Raw genomic sequence first — 16,790 nt, 5'->3', positions numbered from 1 at the left:
TTTTACCATGGTCAACGTGACCAATTGTGCCCACGTTAACGTGTGGCTTATTACGTTCAAACTTAGCCTTAGCCATGAGATCTTCCTTTTTAAACTACTCATGCAGGATCACTGCATGAGCACTTGGGTTTAACTATGAATTAGTTTGGGCTTATAGTAATCGAAAGATTACTCGTCGTCACCTTTTTTACCGCCAGATTGGAACTTAGAAATGATGCCTTCAGCCACGTTACGTGGAGTTTCAGCATATTTAGCAAATTCCATAGAATAAGTCGCACGACCTTGAGACATAGAACGCATAGAAGTTGCGTAACCAAACATCTCAGCCAATGGAACTTCAGCACGAATGGCTTTAGTACCACCAGGAAGATCGTCCATACCCTGAACCATACCACGACGACGGTTTAAGTCACCCATGATATCGCCCATGTAGTCTTCTGGAGTTTCTACTTCAACTTTCATGATCGGTTCAAGAAGGATAGGATCCGCTTTCATGAAACCATCACGGAAGGCATAAGAACCCGCCATTTTGAACGACAATTCGTCAGAGTCGACGTCATGGTAAGAACCATCAAACAATGTCGCTTTAATGCCAACTACTGGGTAGCCAGCCAAAACGCCATTCTTCATACGTTCTTGAATACCTTTGTCAACCGCGCCGAAGAATTCTTTAGGTACAACACCACCTACAACTTCTTCAACGAATTCGTAATCTTTTTCAGACTCAGGATCCATCGGTTCTAAACGTACATATACGTGACCGAATTTACCCTTACCACCTGTTTGACGTACGAATTTACCTTCTTGCTCAACAGACTTTTTGATCGTTTCACGGTAAGAAACCATTGGCTTACCAATGTTAGCTTCAACACCGAATTCACGCTTCATACGGTCAACAATGATGTCAAGGTGAAGCTCACCCATACCAGCAATAATCGTTTGACCTGATTCTTCGTCTGTACGAACGCGGAATGATGGATCTTCCTTAGCTAAACGCCCTAAAGCGATTGACATTTTTTCTTGGTCAGCTTTAGTTTTTGGTTCAACAGCCAATGCAATTACTGGCTCTGGGAATTCCATACGCTCAAGTGTGATGACATTTTTCTCATCACAAAGTGTATCACCTGTAGTTACATCTTTAAGACCTACACATGCCGCGATGTCACCCGCACGAATTTCTTCAACGTCTTGACGATCGTTCGCGTGCATTTGCACGATACGGCCGATACGTTCACGCTTAGCTTTCACTGGGTTATAAACAGAGTCACCTTGTTTAAGTACACCAGAATAAACACGTACGAATGTCAAGTTACCCACGAACTTGTCGTTCATAATTTTGAACGCAAGTGCGGAGAACGGAGCTTCGTCAGATGCTTCACGAATCGCTTTAGTTTCAGCTTTATCGTCAAGAACACCTTCGATCGCTTTAACTTCTGTAGGCGACGGCAAGAATTCAATTACAGCATCCAACATACGTTGAACACCTTTGTTTTTGAATGCTGTACCACAAAGCATCGGTTGAATTTGACAAGCCAAAGTTTGGACACGTAGACCAGCAATGATATCTTCTTTAGAAAGATCGCCTTCTTCCAAGTACTTGTCCATGAGTTCTTCAGAAGCTTCTGCAGCCGCTTCCACCATGTTAGTACGCCATTCAGTAGCAGTATCAACTAGCTCAGCTGGAATCTCGCCATATTCGAACTGCATACCTTGAGATGCTTCATCCCAAATGATCGCTTTCATTTCGATTAAGTCGATAACGCCTTGGAAGTTTTCTTCAGCGCCGATTGGTACAACGATTGGCACTGGAGAAGCGCCTAAACGAGTTTTCATTTGCTCAACAACACGGAAGAAGTTTGCACCTGTACGGTCCATCTTGTTCACGAATGCTAAACGAGGTACTTGGTATTTGTTCGCTTGACGCCATACAGTTTCTGACTGCGGCTGAACACCACCTACAGCACAGTAAACCATACATGCACCGTCAAGAACACGCATAGAACGCTCAACTTCGATCGTGAAGTCAACGTGTCCCGGGGTATCAATTACATTGATACGGTGTTCAGGGAATTGCTTAGACATACCTGACCAGAATGTAGTTGTCGCAGCAGAAGTAATGGTAATACCACGTTCCTGCTCCTGTTCCATCCAGTCCATTGTTGCTGCACCATCATGCACTTCACCGATTTTGTGAGATACACCTGTGTAGAACAAAATACGTTCTGTAGTCGTGGTTTTACCAGCATCAATGTGCGCAGAAATACCAATATTACGGTAACGAGAAATTGGGGTTTGACGTGCCATGATTTCTTGCATTCCTAAATTTTGTTGTTTAAAACAGGACGCTTTAAGCTGCATAGCAACTTAAAGCGCTTTGGTGACAGAACCATGACGGTCTTATCACCCTCCTGAATAGGGCCTGTTTTATCTGCTTAGAAACGGTAGTGAGAGAATGCTTTGTTGGCTTCAGCCATACGGTGCACATCTTCACGTTTCTTAACCGCAGCGCCTTTGCCTTCAGATGCATCAAGCAACTCGCCAGCAAGACGTAAAGCCATAGTTTTTTCAGAACGCTTAGCAGCAGCATCTACTAACCAACGCATCGCTAGAGCAGTACGACGGGATGGGCGTACTTCCATAGGAACTTGGTATGTAGCACCACCAACACGGCGTGCTTTTACTTCGACCATAGGACGAACTTTTTCAAGAGTAGTCTCGAAAAATTCAACTGGGTCTACTTTAGATTTTTCTTGAACGCGGTCTAAAGCACCGTAAACGATACTTTCAGCAATAGATTTTTTACCATCTTGCATTACGTGGTTCATGAATTTAGCGATTGTTTGGCTGCTGAACTTAGGATCCGGAAGGATTTCACGAGCAGCGACTACGCGACGTCTTGGCATTTTAAACTACCTATAAAGATGACACTTCAGGTTTATCCAGCATGAGTACAAAGTGTCATGTACTACTCGCTGGCCTTACTATACGTCGCTTGGAATTTTCACAAAATTAATGCAGAAATCAGACAAGCGAGACGATAAAGGATTGCGGTTCTACGTTCTTAAAATTTAATTCTTAACGAATTATTTCTTAGGACGTTTAGTACCGTATTTAGAACGAGACTGGTTACGATCTTTAACACCAGCACAGTCTAAAGAACCACGAACGGTATGGTAACGTACACCTGGTAAGTCTTTAACACGACCACCACGGATAAGAACAACACTGTGCTCTTGTAGGTTATGGCCTTCACCACCGATGTAGCTAGAAACTTCGAAACCTGAAGTTAAGCGAACACGGCAAACTTTACGCATTGCTGAGTTAGGTTTTTTAGGTGTAGTTGTGTAAACACGTGTACAAACACCACGGCGCTGTGGACAAGCCTTCAACGCAGGAACTTTAGATTTTTCAACTAAAGTCGTACGACCCTTGCGGATCAACTGATTTGTTGTTGCCATTTGGCAATTCTCCCGTTAATAAAAAGCCCCAAAAAACTACTACTTTTTGAGGGCATGCAATTGTAATTCAAGATGCAAAATTGGTCAACCTACTCAAGCCAAGCAAATACCGTTTCTCACGACATTTGCCTGCTTTTATTTACCTTCAAAATTCGCTTATTTTTTTGAATTTTTACTGACTTTTTTAGTCACATCTTGAGCTTCAGATTCAGTTTTCGAATTTTCTTGATCGTCTACACCCTGCTGTGAAGTCTCTGTAGCAGCTTCTGCCTCGTCAGCAGCTTCTGGATGCAGTTCAGCTTCGATTTCCGGGTCAAATGAAGTTTTGGTTAAAGCCGGTTGTTGCGACTGCTTGTCTGCCGCAGGTTCAACCAACTCATCGTTGAGCGCCTCCAGCCCTTCACTCACCTTTTCATCTTTCTTCATTTCTGCTTCTTCAGAGCTTAGATCATTCTGTTCTTTTTTGACCAGCTTGACTTGGGTAATCGTGTTATTGCCTTCAATCATAATATCTTTATCCATGATCGGCTTATCTTTCGCAGGCTCAACTTCGTGAGAGGCACCATTTAAGAGTTTTGGAGTTGCCTGTTGCAACAAACTGACTGCTTTTTCATAGGCAGCATAAGGAGACAATTGCGAATCCTGATGCTGAATCAGGTATTGGCGTGCATGCGAGAATGCTTCCTGAGCTTTCTGATTTACATCCTCGACAAAACGATGGCTATATACTGCACCAATACCTGCACTCGCCAGAGGTGTCAGTTTGGTTAATCGCTCCAGAATCGAAATTTTTGGCAGATGATTCATCCATTCCCATTTAGCCTCTCCCTCATGACGACTCAGCCATTGCTTGATGGCGCTGACATCATTATCAGAACCTAGCATGGCTTGTAGCTGCGAGATATCATGAGTTTTAAGCGTATTACTTAAAGCTTTTAAACCTAATAACAAGGTTTGCTTTTCTGCAATCAGGCTCAGGTCAATCTGTCTAAAGATATGCTGGACGATTTCCTGATCATCTTCTTTGCTCAGGTCAAAACCATAAGAGCGACCGACTTGATAAATGGTACGCAATGCCATGAGCAAAGAGGCTGGAATATCAATGGCAGTACCAAGCATCCCTGAAGCACCACTTACTGCACCCTGCACCGTTGCAATCCATTTGTTTTGTTCACCTAAAGCCTGTGAAATTCGCTTGGATCGATCGACGTCCTGAGTGAGTTCCTCTAAATCTTTCGCTCCCGCTTCATTCAGAATGGCATCAACCGAACTCGTTTGATTACTGAATTGATTGAGACGGTCATAAAAGTAGTTAGACACTTTTTCGGTTAAGTCTGGAGAAACAAAATGCGCGACATTATTCACGGTATTAAAGCGGCGCCCGAGAAGTTGACGAGACACATTTGGAAGATGCTCACGAAGCATTTGCTGAGGATTGTCATATTTTTTAGCTGAAAAAGCGCTTTTCGTCTTCGCCGAACCGTCAATCACCTGATCGGAGCTGGAAGGCTTCAGCGCTTTAGTCACCGAATCCGGCGCAACATGATTCAATAAATCCAATCCAGTTGAACTGAACTTTTTCGCCACTCCAAAGGCATTCGAAATCAGACCATTAGATTGTTTATTATTAGCATTTACCATTTTTTACCTCAGCATTCATGTGCTTGTATTTGGTATAAATACTAGGTGTAGTCAGCGTTTATCTCAACTTTATTCTGTTTCATTTAGTAAAACCCCTACACGCCGACTCACAAACTCAACCGACTGTCACACGGCATAACATTTGCCATAAGATTTCAAAAGTCTTTCTGCTATCATGTTCCCCATCATGAAATAAGGCTAAGCGCTGGATTGGGCGATTTTAAAACCCAGATATCTGCGCTGAGCATAGAGCAAACTATAAGGATCTGTAGATGAAACGTGTTGTCATCACTGGCATGGGTATTAACTCATGTATTGGTAATACATTAGAGGATGTAAACCATTCTTTACAAAACGGGATTTCAGGAACACGTTTTAATCCGACTTATGCTGAACTCAATTTCAAAAGTCATGTCAGTGCTGCAGCCGAGCAGGATTTCGACGGGATCGACCGCAAACTGAAACGCTTTATGGGCGTATGTGCAATGTATGCGTACAACTCAGCTCTTGCTGCAGTTGAACATGCAGGTTTAAAGGTTGAAGATCTAGCTGGCAACCCACGCTATGGTATCGCGGGTGGTTCAGGTGGCGGTTCAACTGCTTCTGTTATTGAAATGAACGAATTATTGCAAACCAAAGGTGCGCGTAAAGTCGGTCCTTTCTTTGTACCACGTAATATGACTAACACCATTACGGCTAACGTTGGCGTTGCATTCAAATTACAAGGCGTGGCGCATACCATTACCAGTGCATGTGCAACCTCTGCCGATGCCATCGGTTATGCCTACAACCTGATTCAACTCGGTAAACAAGATTTAATGCTGGCAGGTGGCGGTGAAGAAGATCACTGGTCACAAAGCTTGTTGTTTGATGCGATGGGCGCACTTTGCTCTAAATACAATGACAGCCCTGAAACAGCATCACGCCCTTATTCTGCAGACCGTGACGGTTTCGTGATTGCCGGTGGTGGTGGTTTTGTGATCCTTGAGTCTTTGGAACATGCGCAAGCGCGTGGCGCAAATATCTTAGCTGAAGTGGTTGGTTATGCTGCAAACAGTGATGGTGCTGATATGGTTGCACCATCTGGTGAAGGTGCAACACGTTGCGTACTGATGGCTTTAGAAGAAGCCAAACAACACGGTGTCGATAAAATTGACTATGTAAATACACATGGTACTTCTACTCCAGCGGGTGACATCACAGAACTTAAAGCAATGGAACGTGCTTTCGGTGAAGGTCAGGTTCCTCCATTAAGCTCAACCAAGTCAATGACGGGTCACAGTCTGGGTGCTGCTGGTGTTCAGGAAGCGATTTATTCGGTTCTGATGATGCAAAATGACTTTATTGCTCCAAACATCAACGTGACCGAGCTAGATGAAGGCGCGAAACCGTTTGATATCGTGCTTGAAAAACGTGACGCAAAATTGAATACTGTGATGAGTAACAGTTTCGGTTTCGGCGGCGTAAATGCTTGTCTCATTTTCAAAAAATGGGAAGGCTAAGCTGCCCAATTTAGGGTGACTTGATGGATGCTCCTTCTGATGCTTTCTTGTGGGTAAAAGCATTACATATTATTGCAGTGGTTTGCTGGTTCGCGGCTTTGTTCTACTTGCCACGGCTGTATGTTTACCATGCCATGAGCGAAGATGCCGTCAGTCATCAACGCTTTGAAGTCATGGAACGTAAGCTGTACCGTGGCATCATGTGGCCAGCCATGTTGGCTACCTTGATTACGGCGCACTTTTTGGTGGATTGGGGTGATGCAACGCGTCACTATCATGAAGCCTTATGGTTTTACCTTAAAGTCGGCCTGGTCGGTTTATTGGTGATTTACCATCTAGTGTGTGGTTATTACCGCAAGAAGCTGATTGATAATGCACATTACAAGTCACACAAGTTTTGGCGTTATTTTAATGAGATGCCAACCCTGATCTTATTTGCCGTGGTGATTTTAGTGGTAGTTAAACCTACTTTCTAATTCACCTGCGCAATCAAAAAATCCCCGATTAGTCGGGGATTTTTTATGTCTGAATATTTAATGATTACCACGCTGACGCATACGTGGCTTATACAGCAGTCGATAGGTCACCGCCAGAATAATCAACCATAAAGGACTGATCATCAGAGCTTTTAGAGTGTCAGGTTCCAGGCTTAAAATAATCAAAGCGAATAACAGGAATGCCAATACCACATAAGACATCCATACCCCACCCGGCATTTTAAAGGTCGAGGCGGCATGCTTTTGCGGTTGCTGCTTACGGTAACGGATATAGCACACCATAATGATGCTCCAGATACTAATAAACAGGATCACACACAGCGAACTCGCCAGAGTAAACGCTTCCATGGTGTTTGGCACAAAATACTGAAATGCTGCCCCCAACATAATAAAAGCACAGGAGAAAAATAACCCTGTGGCTGGTACAGCTCTGCTAGATAACCGCGCCAAAGCTTGAGGTGCTTGTCCGTCACGTGCCAGACCAAACAACATACGGCTGGTCGAGAATACGCCACTGTTCATAGAGGACATCACTGACGACAACACCACCAGGTTCATGATAATGGCTGAAGTTGGAATACCGGCATACAGGAACAAACTCACAAAAGGACTTTGATCCGCAGGAATCAGATGCCACGGTGTGACCGACATGATCATCAGCAATGACAATACATAGAACAGAATGATCCGCGTAGGAATGGCGTTGACCGCTTTGGGTAAATTCTTTTCCGGATCTTTGGTTTCTGCCGCCATCGTACCGAGCAGTTCCACCCCGACAAAGGCAAACATGGCAATCTGGAAGCCTGCCAGAAAACCAGTAAAGCCTTTGGGAAATAAGCCACCATGCGCCCAGACATTACTAAAGCTGGCGACGGCACCACTCGGTGCCTGAAAACCGCTAAACACCATATAACCACCGACAAAGATCAAACCAAGAATGGCTAAAATCTTGATTAGTGCGAACCAGAATTCAATCTCACCAAACAGTTTTACCGTGACCAAGTTAATCGCGAGAATAAACAGCACACAGCCAATACTAATCATCGCCTGCCCCATCGGGGTAAAGGCCATGCCTTCGGGCAGCCAGAAACTCAAATAGTTAATAATCGCCGCGAGATCGGCAATCCCTACCAGCACCCAACCCAGCCAGTACGACCAGCCAATATAATAGCCAGCACCCGGCCCGATCAGGTCATGGGCCATATCAATAAAAGATTTGTAATGCAGATTGGACAGCAGCATTTCACCCAACGCACGCATCAGGAAGAAGAACATGCCACCAATGATCATATAAATGATCAAAATTGAAGGACCTGCCAGGGAGATGGTTTTTCCCGATCCCATAAACAGGCCGGTACCGATACAGCCACCAATGGCGATTAACTGCAAATGTCGGTTAGAGAGTTTTCGTTGCAACTCATGCGGCGACGATTTTACGTCTTCTGTGCCCGGGGTGGTTTTCATTTTTACATCCTTTTTAATCTTTACAACAGCATCAAGCTGAATTTACAACGTTCAGTCCTCGAACGCTTATTATGACATTTTCATACTTTTTACTGCGCTGTTCAGTGAGATTTACTGCACTAAAACGACTTAAATCATTGCATGGGAGATTTCAATATCAAAAATTCAATTAAGCTTGAGCTGCAATGACTGCAATTTCAATCAGCCAGTCCGGATTGACCAAATCTGCCTGAATCGTAGCACGTGCCGGCGTACCATGTCCTTGTAACCATTCCACCCAAAGCTGATTCACGGTTTGAAAATCATCCAGATGCTTGACAAATAATTGTGCAGAAAGCAGCTGGCTTTTATCGGTATTTGCCAGTGCAAGCAATTCTTCAATTTTTGCAAAGACTTCCAGTGTTTGGCCGCGTACATCCAGATCCGTGCTATTTGGCACCTGACCTGACAGATAGACGGTTTGATGATGAATCGTCACCGCACTCATGATTTGATTGCTGTTGAGTCGCTGAATGGCTGTATTGTCCTGTGTCATGTTGATCTTCCTTGTTTGGGATATTTAAATAAAATTTAAATTAAAAATTTAAGCGTCAATCTGGAAATGAACCCGAGCGGTCACCGCACACATCAGCTCATAGCCGATGGTGCCTGAGCTAGCCGCCACGTCATCAATCGGCAAAACCACACCTTGGGAAGATTGCCCCCAAAGTACCACTTCACTACCGACATTCGTCTGCGGCAGTGCAGTCAGATCTACGGCCAGCATATCCATACTGACCCGACCCAATGTGTGTGTTTTCATTGAATCGACCAGCACAGGCGTACCGGTCGCCGATAGACGTTGATAGCCATCGGCATAGCCACAGGCCACAATGCCGATCCGCATATCCTGTGTGGCAATAAATTTGGAACCATAGCCAATGCTCTGACCTGACTGGATCATTTGAATGGCGATAATTTCACTGCGTAAGCTCATGCTCGGTTGCAGATTCCAGTCTAGAATCGTGTGTATTGGATAATCCGGTGAACTGCCATACAGCATGATGCCGCTACGTACGATATCGGAATGAAGGGTTTGATGATGCCGCAGAATGGCCGCACTGTTACTGAGTGAGGTTTTACCTTCAAGCCCCTGAATGGTCTGGCTAAAAATCAGGTTTTGATGCTGAATCCCGTCCTGCCCAAAACGCTGACCATCCGCATCGGAGAAATGGGTCATATGCGTGATTGAACGGACAGTATTCAGCTGATGCAGCTCCTGCCAGATTTCTGCATATTGCTGTGGCTCAAAACCCAGCCGGTTCATGCCACTGTTCATTTTTAAATACACATCAAACTGCACATCTGGTGCTATTGCAGCAAACTGTTTTAGCCATTGCACTTGATGCGAGGAATGAATAGCAAAGCTCATTTCATGCTTGGCACATTCGAATAAATCCTCGAGAGCAAAAATACCTTCGAGCAACATTAACGGCTTTTTGCATCCGATCGCACGCAGCCTTTTGCCCTCCTCTATATCCAGAAAGGCAAAACCGTCCACATCCTGAAATGCCGCATAAACCCGTTCAATCCCGTGCCCATAGGCATTGGCCTTGACCACGGCAAATACCTGACTATTGGGCATACATTGGCGCGCCACACTTAAATTATGCGCAAGCGCCTGTTGATGGATAATTGCAGTAATGGGACGTGGCATACATTCCTCCTTGAATATTCCGCCTCAGATGGCTCTAAGCCGCGTGGTGATAGCGCGCCAATGACAATCCTTCGGTACTAATTTCAGGATCACGGGCCAAGACCAGATCGCTGATTAATTTCCCTGAACCGCAGGCCATGGTCCAACCCAGCGTGCCATGTCCAGTATTCAGGAACAGGTTTTTAAAACGGGTTTTCCCAATAATTGGCGTACTGTCCGGGGTCATTGGACGCAGGCCTGTCCAGAAGCTGGCCTGATTCATGTCACCCCCCGGGAATAAATCACGGGTCACCATTTCCAACGTGCCACGACGGTCTTCATTCAGACCCAAGTTAAAACCGCTCAGTTCAGCCATTCCCCCTACGCGGATGCGCTGGTCGAAACGGGTGATTGCAATTTTATAGGTTTCATCCAGCACGGTAGATTGCGGAGCGAAGGCTGGATCTAGAATAGGAATGGTTAATGAATAACCTTTTACTGGATATACCGGCAAATTCAGTTCAAGCGGTTTAAGGAAATCACGTGAATAACTACCAAAGGCCAGCACATATTTATCTGCCGTGAGCACCTGACCATTGACCAGAACACCTTTGATCTGGTCACCTTCTACAATCAGCTTTTCAACGTTTTGATTAAACTTAAACTCTACACCCATCCCTTTGGCATGTTCTGCTAGGGCATTGGTAAACAGATAGCAGTCACCTGTTTCATCATTGGGTAAATGAAGACCACCCACCAGTTTGTCTTTTGCCTGTGCCAATGCCGGTTCTACACGCGCCAGTCCATCGCGATCCAGCAGTTCAAACTCAACTCCAGTTTCCTTCAGAACTTCGATATCGCGCTGAACTGCATCCAGCTGCGCATCTTTACGGAAAATCTGCAAAGTACCTTTCGCGCGGTTTTCATAAGAGATGCCAATATCACGGCGCAAATTACGTAAACAGTCACGGCTGTATTCAGCCACACGCACCATCCGTTCTTTATTGACTGCATAATGCTGGGCATTACAGTTTTTCAGCATTTGTGCCATCCACTGCAATTGCCACAAGCTGCCATCGACATTGATCGCCAACGGTGCATGATGCTGAAACATCCATTTGACTGCCTTAAATGGAATACCTGGTGCAGCCCAAGGGGTCGAATATCCTGGAGAAATCTGCCCGGCATTACCGAAGCTGGTTTCTTGCGCCGGACCTGCCTGACGATCCAACACAGTCACGGTTGCTCCCTGCTGCGCCAGATAGTAAGCGCTTGCCACACCAATCACACCACTACCTAAAACCAATACGCGCATTACCTTAACCCTCAAACATCTTTTCAGTTTATTTCACTAGTATATTTTTGCTTTAATAGTTAAATTCACTATATTCAGACTGTATATTCAGTGAAATAAATATTTTTTCGGGCAGAATTAAAAAAAAGAGGGAAATATTGATGCGCAAATTAGACCGCATTGACCGCATGATTCTGGATATCCTGCAACGCGATGGCCGGATTGCCATTAGCGAACTTGCAGCACGCGTCAATCTATCGACCACACCCTGTTCAGAGCGGGTAAAACGGCTAGAGCGTGAAGGCATCATCATGGGCTATTACGCCCGTTTAAATCCGGAAATGCTGGAGCGCAACCTGCTGGTTTTTCTGGAAATCAAACTCTCCGCCAAATCAGGTGATGTCTTTGATCAGGTCGCGCGCAACCTGACGGAAATTCCGGAAGTCCTGGAATGCCATTTAATTTCCGGTGATTTTGATTATCTGGTCAAAGCGCGTTTAAAAGAAATGAGTGCCTATCGCCGCTTGTTGGGAGAATTACTGAAAAAACTGCCCGCTTCTGCGTCCTCACACAGTTATGTCGTCATGGAAGAGGTCAAAGAAAGTTTATATCTGGACTTGGGTATTTAGTAATGATGGCTTTTTAAAGCTACCGGCAAAAACAGCAAAGCCCCAAACGGGGCTTTGAGATCGAACATTGATTGGACTTATTAAACCTTAAGCAGGAATGCGGAGCACCTGTCCCGGGAAAATATCATCTGCATCTTTGAGCAACGGACGGTTAGCTTCAAAAATCTTATTATACTGATTGGCATCACCATAAAATTCTTTTGAGATTTTTGACAAACTGTCACCTGATTTCACCGTGTAGAACTTACTTTCCGGCTCAGGACTGCTCACCGTAAGCTGATCATCCACTTTGGCCACATGATCAATATTACCCACAGCCAGAACAATCTTTTCACGATCAGCCTGACTTTGTACCTGACCTCTGACCGTCGCCAGATCCGAAGCAGAGTTATAACTGATGGATAAGCCAGTGATCGGAAGACCCAGACTTTTCACATGGCCGAGTAATTTGTTTGCCACTTCCTGAGCAGAAGGCTCTGCTGGTTGTGCTGCAGCCGGCGTTGTCGTTGTAGGTGCAGCCTGTGGTTCCGCAGCAGCTGTATTCTTCTTACCGATACCTTTTACAAAATCAAAAAGACCCATAGCGGACTCCATTCTTGTTGTTAATGTCACATCACTCTTATTTTTATAATGAAAACTCTATAGAGATAGTTAGTCATTGGTGACAGAAAGGTAATGGATTGTAAAACCTCCATTCATCTGAAAAGCAGACACAAAAAAACCACCTCAAGGGTGGTCTTTATGTTCAGCAAAGCTGAAATCGGCGATTAACCCAGTTTCTTAGAAACGTAGTCAATTGCAGATTGAACAGTTGTGATTTCGTTAGAATCTTCATCAGGAATCGTGATGTCGAAGTCATTTTCGAAAGACATAACAAGTTCAACTAGATCTAGAGAATCTGCACCCAAGTCATCCATGAAAGACGCTTCGTTTTTAATCTCTTCGATTTTGATACCAAGTTGTTCTGCAACTGCTTGCTTAACACGTTGTTCGATATCGCTCACAGGAATTCTCCTCATTGCTTGTGGCGTTTTTAATGCCGTTAGTTTAATTGAATCTAAAAAATTTGGAAAGTTTATACTTGAGCTTAGCTCATGTATAAGCCCCCATTTACATGCATAACTGTACCAGTAATGTAACTGGCTTTATCCGAAGCCAAGAAACTTACGGCATTTGCGATATCCTGCGGATCACCTAAACGGTTTAATGCCACCTGCTCAGTCATCTTTTTACGAATTTCTTCGCTTAACTGCTCAGTCATTTCAGTCGCAATAAAACCTGGTGCTACCGAGTTTACGGTAATCTGACGGCTACCCATTTCTTTGGCAAGGCTACGGCTAAATGCTTCAATACCTGCTTTGGCAGCAGAATAGTTGGCCTGACCCGGGTTGGCAAAGTGTGCCACCACAGAACTGATATTAATGATGCGGCCGAAACGCGCCTTGGTCATGCCTTTGAGTACACGCTTAGACAAACGGTAAACTGCTTTCAGGTGAATATTTAAAATATCATCCCAGTCATCTTCAGACATACGCAGCAGCAAATTATCTTTGGTAATACCGGCATTATTGACCAACGCAAGGACTGGACCATAGTTCTGTTCGATGTCCGTTACCAGTGCATCAATTGCAGCGCCATCACGTACGTCTAGTACTTTTCCAGCGCCATTTTCAGCAAATTCTGCAGATAATTTTTCTGCACCTGCCTCAGAAGTCGCAGTACCTACGACAAAATAACCGTCTTGAATCAACTGTTGTGCGATCGCAGCACCAATACCACGACTTGCACCTGTTACCAGAGCAACTTTACGTTCCTGTGTCATGCACTTTTCCCTTCTGCCGCCAATACGGTGTTTAATGCATCTTCCAGACGGGATTGACTGTCCAGTGGAAGTGCTTTTTGAATATTCGGCAAGCGTTTCGCCAAGTTGGTCAATACATTACCCGGACCACATTCTACGATGTACTCAATACCTTCATCTTGAAGGAATTGTAAGGTTTTAGTCCATTGTACCGACTCATAAAGTTGCGCGGTCAACGCCTGACGCAATTCATCTACATTGCTTGCCGCTTGCGCGCCCACATTTTGTAATACAGGAATGCGTGGTAGCTCAATGGCGGTTTGTTCCAATGCCGGAGCAAACTGCTCAGCCGCAGGTTTCATCAATGAACAATGCGATGGAACCGATACTGGTAGTGCAATGGCTTTACCGCCATTTTCTTTGGCCAATGCCATGACCGCTTCAACACGATCCTTATTGCCTGCAACCACAACCTGCCCTTGAGCATTGTAGTTGGCTGCTTCGACAGAACCTTCGCCTGCTGCAATTGCTTGTGCACACAGCTCAATCACTTTGGCATCATCCAGACCCAAAATGGCAGCCATCGCACCCACACCCTGAGGTACTGCAGTCTGCATGAGTTTGCCACGCAGGTTCACCAGCTTAGCAGCATCACCCAGGCTTAAAGCACCCGATGCAACCAATGCACTGTATTCGCCCAGTGAATGGCCTGCCAGATATTTCGGTGCTACACCGCCAGATTCTAACCACACGCGCCATAAGGCAATACTTGCAGTCAGCAATACCGGCTGGGTAAATTCAGTTTGATCCAGACCTTCGCCAGTTTGCGCAATCTGCCACAGATCAAAACCGACGGCTTCAGATGCTTCTGCAAATGTCTCGCGAATACTCGCAAACTGTTCTGCAAGCTCAGCCAGCATACCGGCCTTTTGTGAACCCTGACCCGGAAACACAAATGCAGTTTTTGTTGCTGGCGCTGCTTGTTCGAGTGGTGTAGCAGACATAATAAAATCCTTTCATTCAAGAGGTGTGCTTCTTCAATCCTAACAAGAAGACTGACCAATAAGACCACCTAAATCATTGTGGAGCGCAATTTAGCATGTAATTTTGCTGGCGGTAATTGCCAAATACAACAAAAAACCGATACCGCTAAAAATCGAAGACAAAAAAAAGGGAGCTAAATGCTCCCATTTTTTCTACTAAGCTTGACGCTTAATACATCACCAATTATTCAGCAGATGCTTTAGCGAATAATTGACGACCACGGTAGATACCATCTTTAGATACGTGGTGACGACGGTGAGTCTCGCCAGTAGCTTGGTCTACAGTTAATGCATTCTCGGTTAAAGCGTCATGTGAACGGCGCATGTCACGGCGAGAGCGACTTTTACGGTTTTGCTGAACGGCCATGATGGCTCCTTACAAAGATCGAAAAAATGGATCAGAACAAATTCGATTGTCTTATACACAAGAGTATAACACAAAAATTAGTTAAGTTTACCCTTCAAAGCAGCCAAAACTTCAAACGGGTTGTCCCGTTTTTCTTCAGCCACTTCTTCTACGGCAGGTTGATGCTTATGTTCACAAAACTCATGTTTAGGCGACAATGGCATCAACAATAACAGTTCATCTTCTATCAGCGCGAGCAAATCAGCGGTCGCCGGTGCATCATAATCACCTTTGGTCGTTGCTTCACTTTCACCTAGGACGATGAAATCAGCATCCTCATCCAAGCGCTCTATCAGTGACTCATCATCCACAAGTGCCAAATGGAACGATGAAACCAGTTCAATTTCTACAGTTTCCAGACAACGCTGGCATTCCATAGGAACTTTTGTTTCAACGTGACCATCTAGCCATGCAATACGATGATAGGCATCCATTGATAGCTTACAGTCTATGTTAATCAATTGATCATCAATTGATCCAACAGCTTCACGAGCGATACGAACAAAGCGGGATAAAGGCAGTTGACCTGACCATTTAAAGCCCTGTTCAGCCCATTTAAACGGCTCAATCTGTGCCGGAAAGGTATTTGCTGACATAATTAAGGCGGCAATTCTACAAATTCATCAGTACTCTGTCAAAGATTAAGATACAATTTTGTACTTATTTCGACAGACCATTTGGGTAACTCAAGTCATGCATCTGTTGCAGCCGCAAACAGAAGTGAATGTTTCATCACTCGTTAGCACAATTCCAAGCCTTGATTCTGACAGTTCAACACAACAAGTGCAACTCTCGCCATGGGCGAATTTATCGTCAGAAGCGCAGCAGGTGGATTGGCTCATCTTACACTTTAATCACTGGTTTTCCCATTTAAATGTCACTTTAGTGCGCGGCGAATTTGAACCAGAATATTTCCCTGCAAGCGCAGAACGTCCTGCCCGCATCCAGTTTGCCCATGGTTTCTTTAATAGTGCCCTGCATGAAATCAGCCACTGGACCATTGCCGGAGACAAACGCCGTCTGCTGCCTGATCTGGGTTACTGGTATGCTCCGGATGGCCGTACTCGCGAACAGCAGGCTTTATTTGAACAGGTCGAAATCAAGCCACAGGCAATTGAGTGGATGTTTGCCCAGGCTTTTGGCCGTAAATTCCGGGTTTCTTTGGATAACCTGACTGGCGACGGCGGTGATGGTGCCAGCTTTAAAGACAATGTCTACGCTCAAGTGCAGGCTTATTTTAATGGTACAGCCAAACTTCCACGTGATGCAGCGCGTTTTATCCAATGTATCTGTATCTGCATCAGAGGTGGCAAAAGTTTACAATCTGATGAATTTATACGTGAAATGCTTGATTAAATTACACAAATCTACCTTTTTTAT

18 protein-coding genes and 1 pseudogene are annotated in these 16,790 nt (G+C 44.8%); 4 read left to right on the top strand and 15 right to left on the bottom strand.

Annotated elements, in window-relative coordinates:
- From PV763_RS04010 to PV763_RS03990, 5 genes and pseudogenes are all read right to left on the bottom strand, one after another.
- A pseudogene (locus tag PV763_RS04010) lies at window positions 1-76 on the bottom strand (elongation factor Tu); the annotation flags it as partial.
- 92 nt (window positions 77-168) lie between these two features.
- A complete protein-coding gene (gene fusA, locus PV763_RS04005) occupies window positions 169-2,304 on the bottom strand; it encodes an elongation factor G (RefSeq protein ID WP_071851492.1) in 2,136 nt (711 codons plus the stop codon).
- A gap of 128 nt (window positions 2,305-2,432) precedes the next feature.
- Window positions 2,433-2,903 carry a 30S ribosomal protein S7 gene (gene rpsG / locus PV763_RS04000; RefSeq protein ID WP_004279240.1) on the bottom strand — a complete coding sequence of 157 codons (471 nt, stop codon included), beginning with the start codon at window positions 2,901-2,903 and terminating at the stop codon, window positions 2,433-2,435.
- Between the two features lie 180 nt (window positions 2,904-3,083).
- Window positions 3,084-3,458 carry a 30S ribosomal protein S12 gene (rpsL, locus tag PV763_RS03995; protein ID WP_002050319.1) on the bottom strand — a complete coding sequence of 125 codons (375 nt, stop codon included), beginning with the start codon at window positions 3,456-3,458 and terminating at the stop codon, window positions 3,084-3,086.
- A 156-nt stretch (window positions 3,459-3,614) separates the two neighbouring features.
- Complete coding sequence (locus PV763_RS03990; protein WP_420937394.1) at window positions 3,615-5,099, bottom strand: EcsC family protein; 1,485 nt, start codon at window positions 5,097-5,099, stop codon at window positions 3,615-3,617.
- Window positions 5,100-5,371: 272 nt separating this feature from the next.
- Here PV763_RS03990 and PV763_RS03985 point away from each other — a divergent pair, with 272 nt between their 5' ends.
- Both PV763_RS03985 and PV763_RS03980 read left to right on the top strand, forming a co-directional pair.
- On the top strand, window positions 5,372-6,601 hold the full coding sequence (locus PV763_RS03985) for a beta-ketoacyl synthase N-terminal-like domain-containing protein (protein ID WP_004730606.1): 1,230 nt from the start codon (window positions 5,372-5,374) through the stop codon (window positions 6,599-6,601).
- A 23-nt stretch (window positions 6,602-6,624) separates the two neighbouring features.
- Complete coding sequence (locus tag PV763_RS03980) at window positions 6,625-7,077, top strand: CopD family protein (RefSeq protein WP_004279237.1); 453 nt, start codon at window positions 6,625-6,627, stop codon at window positions 7,075-7,077.
- Window positions 7,078-7,134: 57 nt separating this feature from the next.
- Here PV763_RS03980 and PV763_RS03975 read toward each other — a convergent pair whose 3' ends face one another.
- The 4 genes from PV763_RS03975 to PV763_RS03960 all read right to left on the bottom strand — a co-directional run bounded on the left by PV763_RS03975 (window position 7,135) and on the right by PV763_RS03960 (window position 11,552).
- On the bottom strand, window positions 7,135-8,562 hold the full coding sequence (locus tag PV763_RS03975; protein WP_184413228.1) for an amino acid permease: 1,428 nt from the start codon (window positions 8,560-8,562) through the stop codon (window positions 7,135-7,137).
- A 169-nt stretch (window positions 8,563-8,731) separates the two neighbouring features.
- Window positions 8,732-9,097 carry a RidA family protein gene (locus tag PV763_RS03970; RefSeq protein WP_004646105.1) on the bottom strand — a complete coding sequence of 122 codons (366 nt, stop codon included), beginning with the start codon at window positions 9,095-9,097 and terminating at the stop codon, window positions 8,732-8,734.
- Between the two features lie 48 nt (window positions 9,098-9,145).
- Window positions 9,146-10,258 (bottom strand): alanine racemase, encoded by a 1,113-nt coding sequence (gene alr, locus PV763_RS03965; RefSeq protein WP_420937393.1) that lies wholly within the window; start codon window positions 10,256-10,258, stop codon window positions 9,146-9,148.
- A gap of 34 nt (window positions 10,259-10,292) precedes the next feature.
- A complete protein-coding gene (locus PV763_RS03960; protein ID WP_213686930.1) occupies window positions 10,293-11,552 on the bottom strand; it encodes a D-amino acid dehydrogenase in 1,260 nt (419 codons plus the stop codon).
- A 140-nt stretch (window positions 11,553-11,692) separates the two neighbouring features.
- On the opposite strand from PV763_RS03960, the gene PV763_RS03955 reads away from it, so the two are divergent.
- The gene (locus PV763_RS03955) at window positions 11,693-12,160 is read left to right on the top strand and encodes an Lrp/AsnC ligand binding domain-containing protein (protein WP_420937392.1); all 468 of its coding nucleotides are present in this window, start codon (window positions 11,693-11,695) and stop codon (window positions 12,158-12,160) included.
- Window positions 12,161-12,247: 87 nt separating this feature from the next.
- Here PV763_RS03955 and lysM read toward each other — a convergent pair whose 3' ends face one another.
- From lysM to PV763_RS03925, 6 genes are all read right to left on the bottom strand, one after another.
- Complete coding sequence (gene lysM, locus PV763_RS03950) at window positions 12,248-12,742, bottom strand: peptidoglycan-binding protein LysM (RefSeq protein WP_004279231.1); 495 nt, start codon at window positions 12,740-12,742, stop codon at window positions 12,248-12,250.
- 185 nt (window positions 12,743-12,927) lie between these two features.
- A complete protein-coding gene (gene acpP / locus PV763_RS03945; RefSeq protein ID WP_004646101.1) occupies window positions 12,928-13,164 on the bottom strand; it encodes an acyl carrier protein in 237 nt (78 codons plus the stop codon).
- A gap of 83 nt (window positions 13,165-13,247) precedes the next feature.
- Window positions 13,248-13,982 carry a 3-oxoacyl-ACP reductase FabG gene (fabG, locus tag PV763_RS03940; protein ID WP_004646100.1) on the bottom strand — a complete coding sequence of 245 codons (735 nt, stop codon included), beginning with the start codon at window positions 13,980-13,982 and terminating at the stop codon, window positions 13,248-13,250.
- Window positions 13,979-14,965 (bottom strand): ACP S-malonyltransferase, encoded by a 987-nt coding sequence (gene fabD / locus PV763_RS03935; protein WP_420937391.1) that lies wholly within the window; start codon window positions 14,963-14,965, stop codon window positions 13,979-13,981. The genes fabG and fabD overlap by 4 nt, the downstream gene beginning before the upstream one ends.
- Window positions 14,966-15,188: 223 nt before the next feature.
- Complete coding sequence (gene rpmF / locus PV763_RS03930; RefSeq protein WP_004279227.1) at window positions 15,189-15,371, bottom strand: 50S ribosomal protein L32; 183 nt, start codon at window positions 15,369-15,371, stop codon at window positions 15,189-15,191.
- A gap of 77 nt (window positions 15,372-15,448) precedes the next feature.
- The gene (locus PV763_RS03925; RefSeq protein ID WP_004279226.1) at window positions 15,449-16,006 is read right to left on the bottom strand and encodes a YceD family protein; all 558 of its coding nucleotides are present in this window, start codon (window positions 16,004-16,006) and stop codon (window positions 15,449-15,451) included.
- A gap of 97 nt (window positions 16,007-16,103) precedes the next feature.
- On the opposite strand from PV763_RS03925, the gene PV763_RS03920 reads away from it, so the two are divergent.
- Window positions 16,104-16,766, top strand: a complete 663-nt coding sequence (locus tag PV763_RS03920; RefSeq protein ID WP_420937397.1) for an elongation factor P hydroxylase — start codon at window positions 16,104-16,106, stop codon at window positions 16,764-16,766.
- Window positions 16,767-16,790: the final 24 nt, after the last annotated feature.

Origin of the sequence: Acinetobacter sp. AS5 (assembly GCF_048957595.1) — a bacterium.
In the GTDB taxonomy this organism is placed as follows: domain Bacteria; phylum Pseudomonadota; class Gammaproteobacteria; order Pseudomonadales; family Moraxellaceae; genus Acinetobacter.
This window is presented reverse-complemented; position numbering and strand designations above follow the sequence as displayed.

Excerpts from the sequence above, each read along its gene's own strand:
- PV763_RS03970 (WP_004646105.1), bottom strand. The coding sequence starts at position 9,097 with ATGACACAGGACAATACAGCCATTCAGCGACTCAACAGCAATCAAATC.
- PV763_RS03990 (WP_420937394.1), bottom strand. The coding sequence starts at position 5,099 with ATGGTAAATGCTAATAATAAACAATCTAATGGTCTGATTTCGAATGCC.
- fabD (WP_420937391.1), bottom strand. The coding sequence starts at position 14,965 with ATGTCTGCTACACCACTCGAACAAGCAGCGCCAGCAACAAAAACTGCA.
- PV763_RS03960 (WP_213686930.1), bottom strand. The coding sequence starts at position 11,552 with ATGCGCGTATTGGTTTTAGGTAGTGGTGTGATTGGTGTGGCAAGCGCT.
- alr (WP_420937393.1), bottom strand. The coding sequence starts at position 10,258 with ATGCCACGTCCCATTACTGCAATTATCCATCAACAGGCGCTTGCGCAT.
- lysM (WP_004279231.1), bottom strand. The coding sequence starts at position 12,742 with ATGGGTCTTTTTGATTTTGTAAAAGGTATCGGTAAGAAGAATACAGCT.
- PV763_RS03980 (WP_004279237.1), top strand. The coding sequence starts at position 6,625 with ATGGATGCTCCTTCTGATGCTTTCTTGTGGGTAAAAGCATTACATATT.
- PV763_RS03985 (WP_004730606.1), top strand. The coding sequence starts at position 5,372 with ATGAAACGTGTTGTCATCACTGGCATGGGTATTAACTCATGTATTGGT.
- fabG (WP_004646100.1), bottom strand. The coding sequence starts at position 13,982 with ATGACACAGGAACGTAAAGTTGCTCTGGTAACAGGTGCAAGTCGTGGT.
- PV763_RS03920 (WP_420937397.1), top strand. The coding sequence starts at position 16,104 with ATGCATCTGTTGCAGCCGCAAACAGAAGTGAATGTTTCATCACTCGTT.
- PV763_RS03955 (WP_420937392.1), top strand. The coding sequence starts at position 11,693 with ATGCGCAAATTAGACCGCATTGACCGCATGATTCTGGATATCCTGCAA.
- rpsL (WP_002050319.1), bottom strand. The coding sequence starts at position 3,458 with ATGGCAACAACAAATCAGTTGATCCGCAAGGGTCGTACGACTTTAGTT.
- PV763_RS03925 (WP_004279226.1), bottom strand. The coding sequence starts at position 16,006 with ATGTCAGCAAATACCTTTCCGGCACAGATTGAGCCGTTTAAATGGGCT.
- PV763_RS03975 (WP_184413228.1), bottom strand. The coding sequence starts at position 8,562 with ATGAAAACCACCCCGGGCACAGAAGACGTAAAATCGTCGCCGCATGAG.
- fusA (WP_071851492.1), bottom strand. The coding sequence starts at position 2,304 with ATGGCACGTCAAACCCCAATTTCTCGTTACCGTAATATTGGTATTTCT.
- rpsG (WP_004279240.1), bottom strand. The coding sequence starts at position 2,903 with ATGCCAAGACGTCGCGTAGTCGCTGCTCGTGAAATCCTTCCGGATCCT.
- rpmF (WP_004279227.1), bottom strand. The coding sequence starts at position 15,371 with ATGGCCGTTCAGCAAAACCGTAAAAGTCGCTCTCGCCGTGACATGCGC.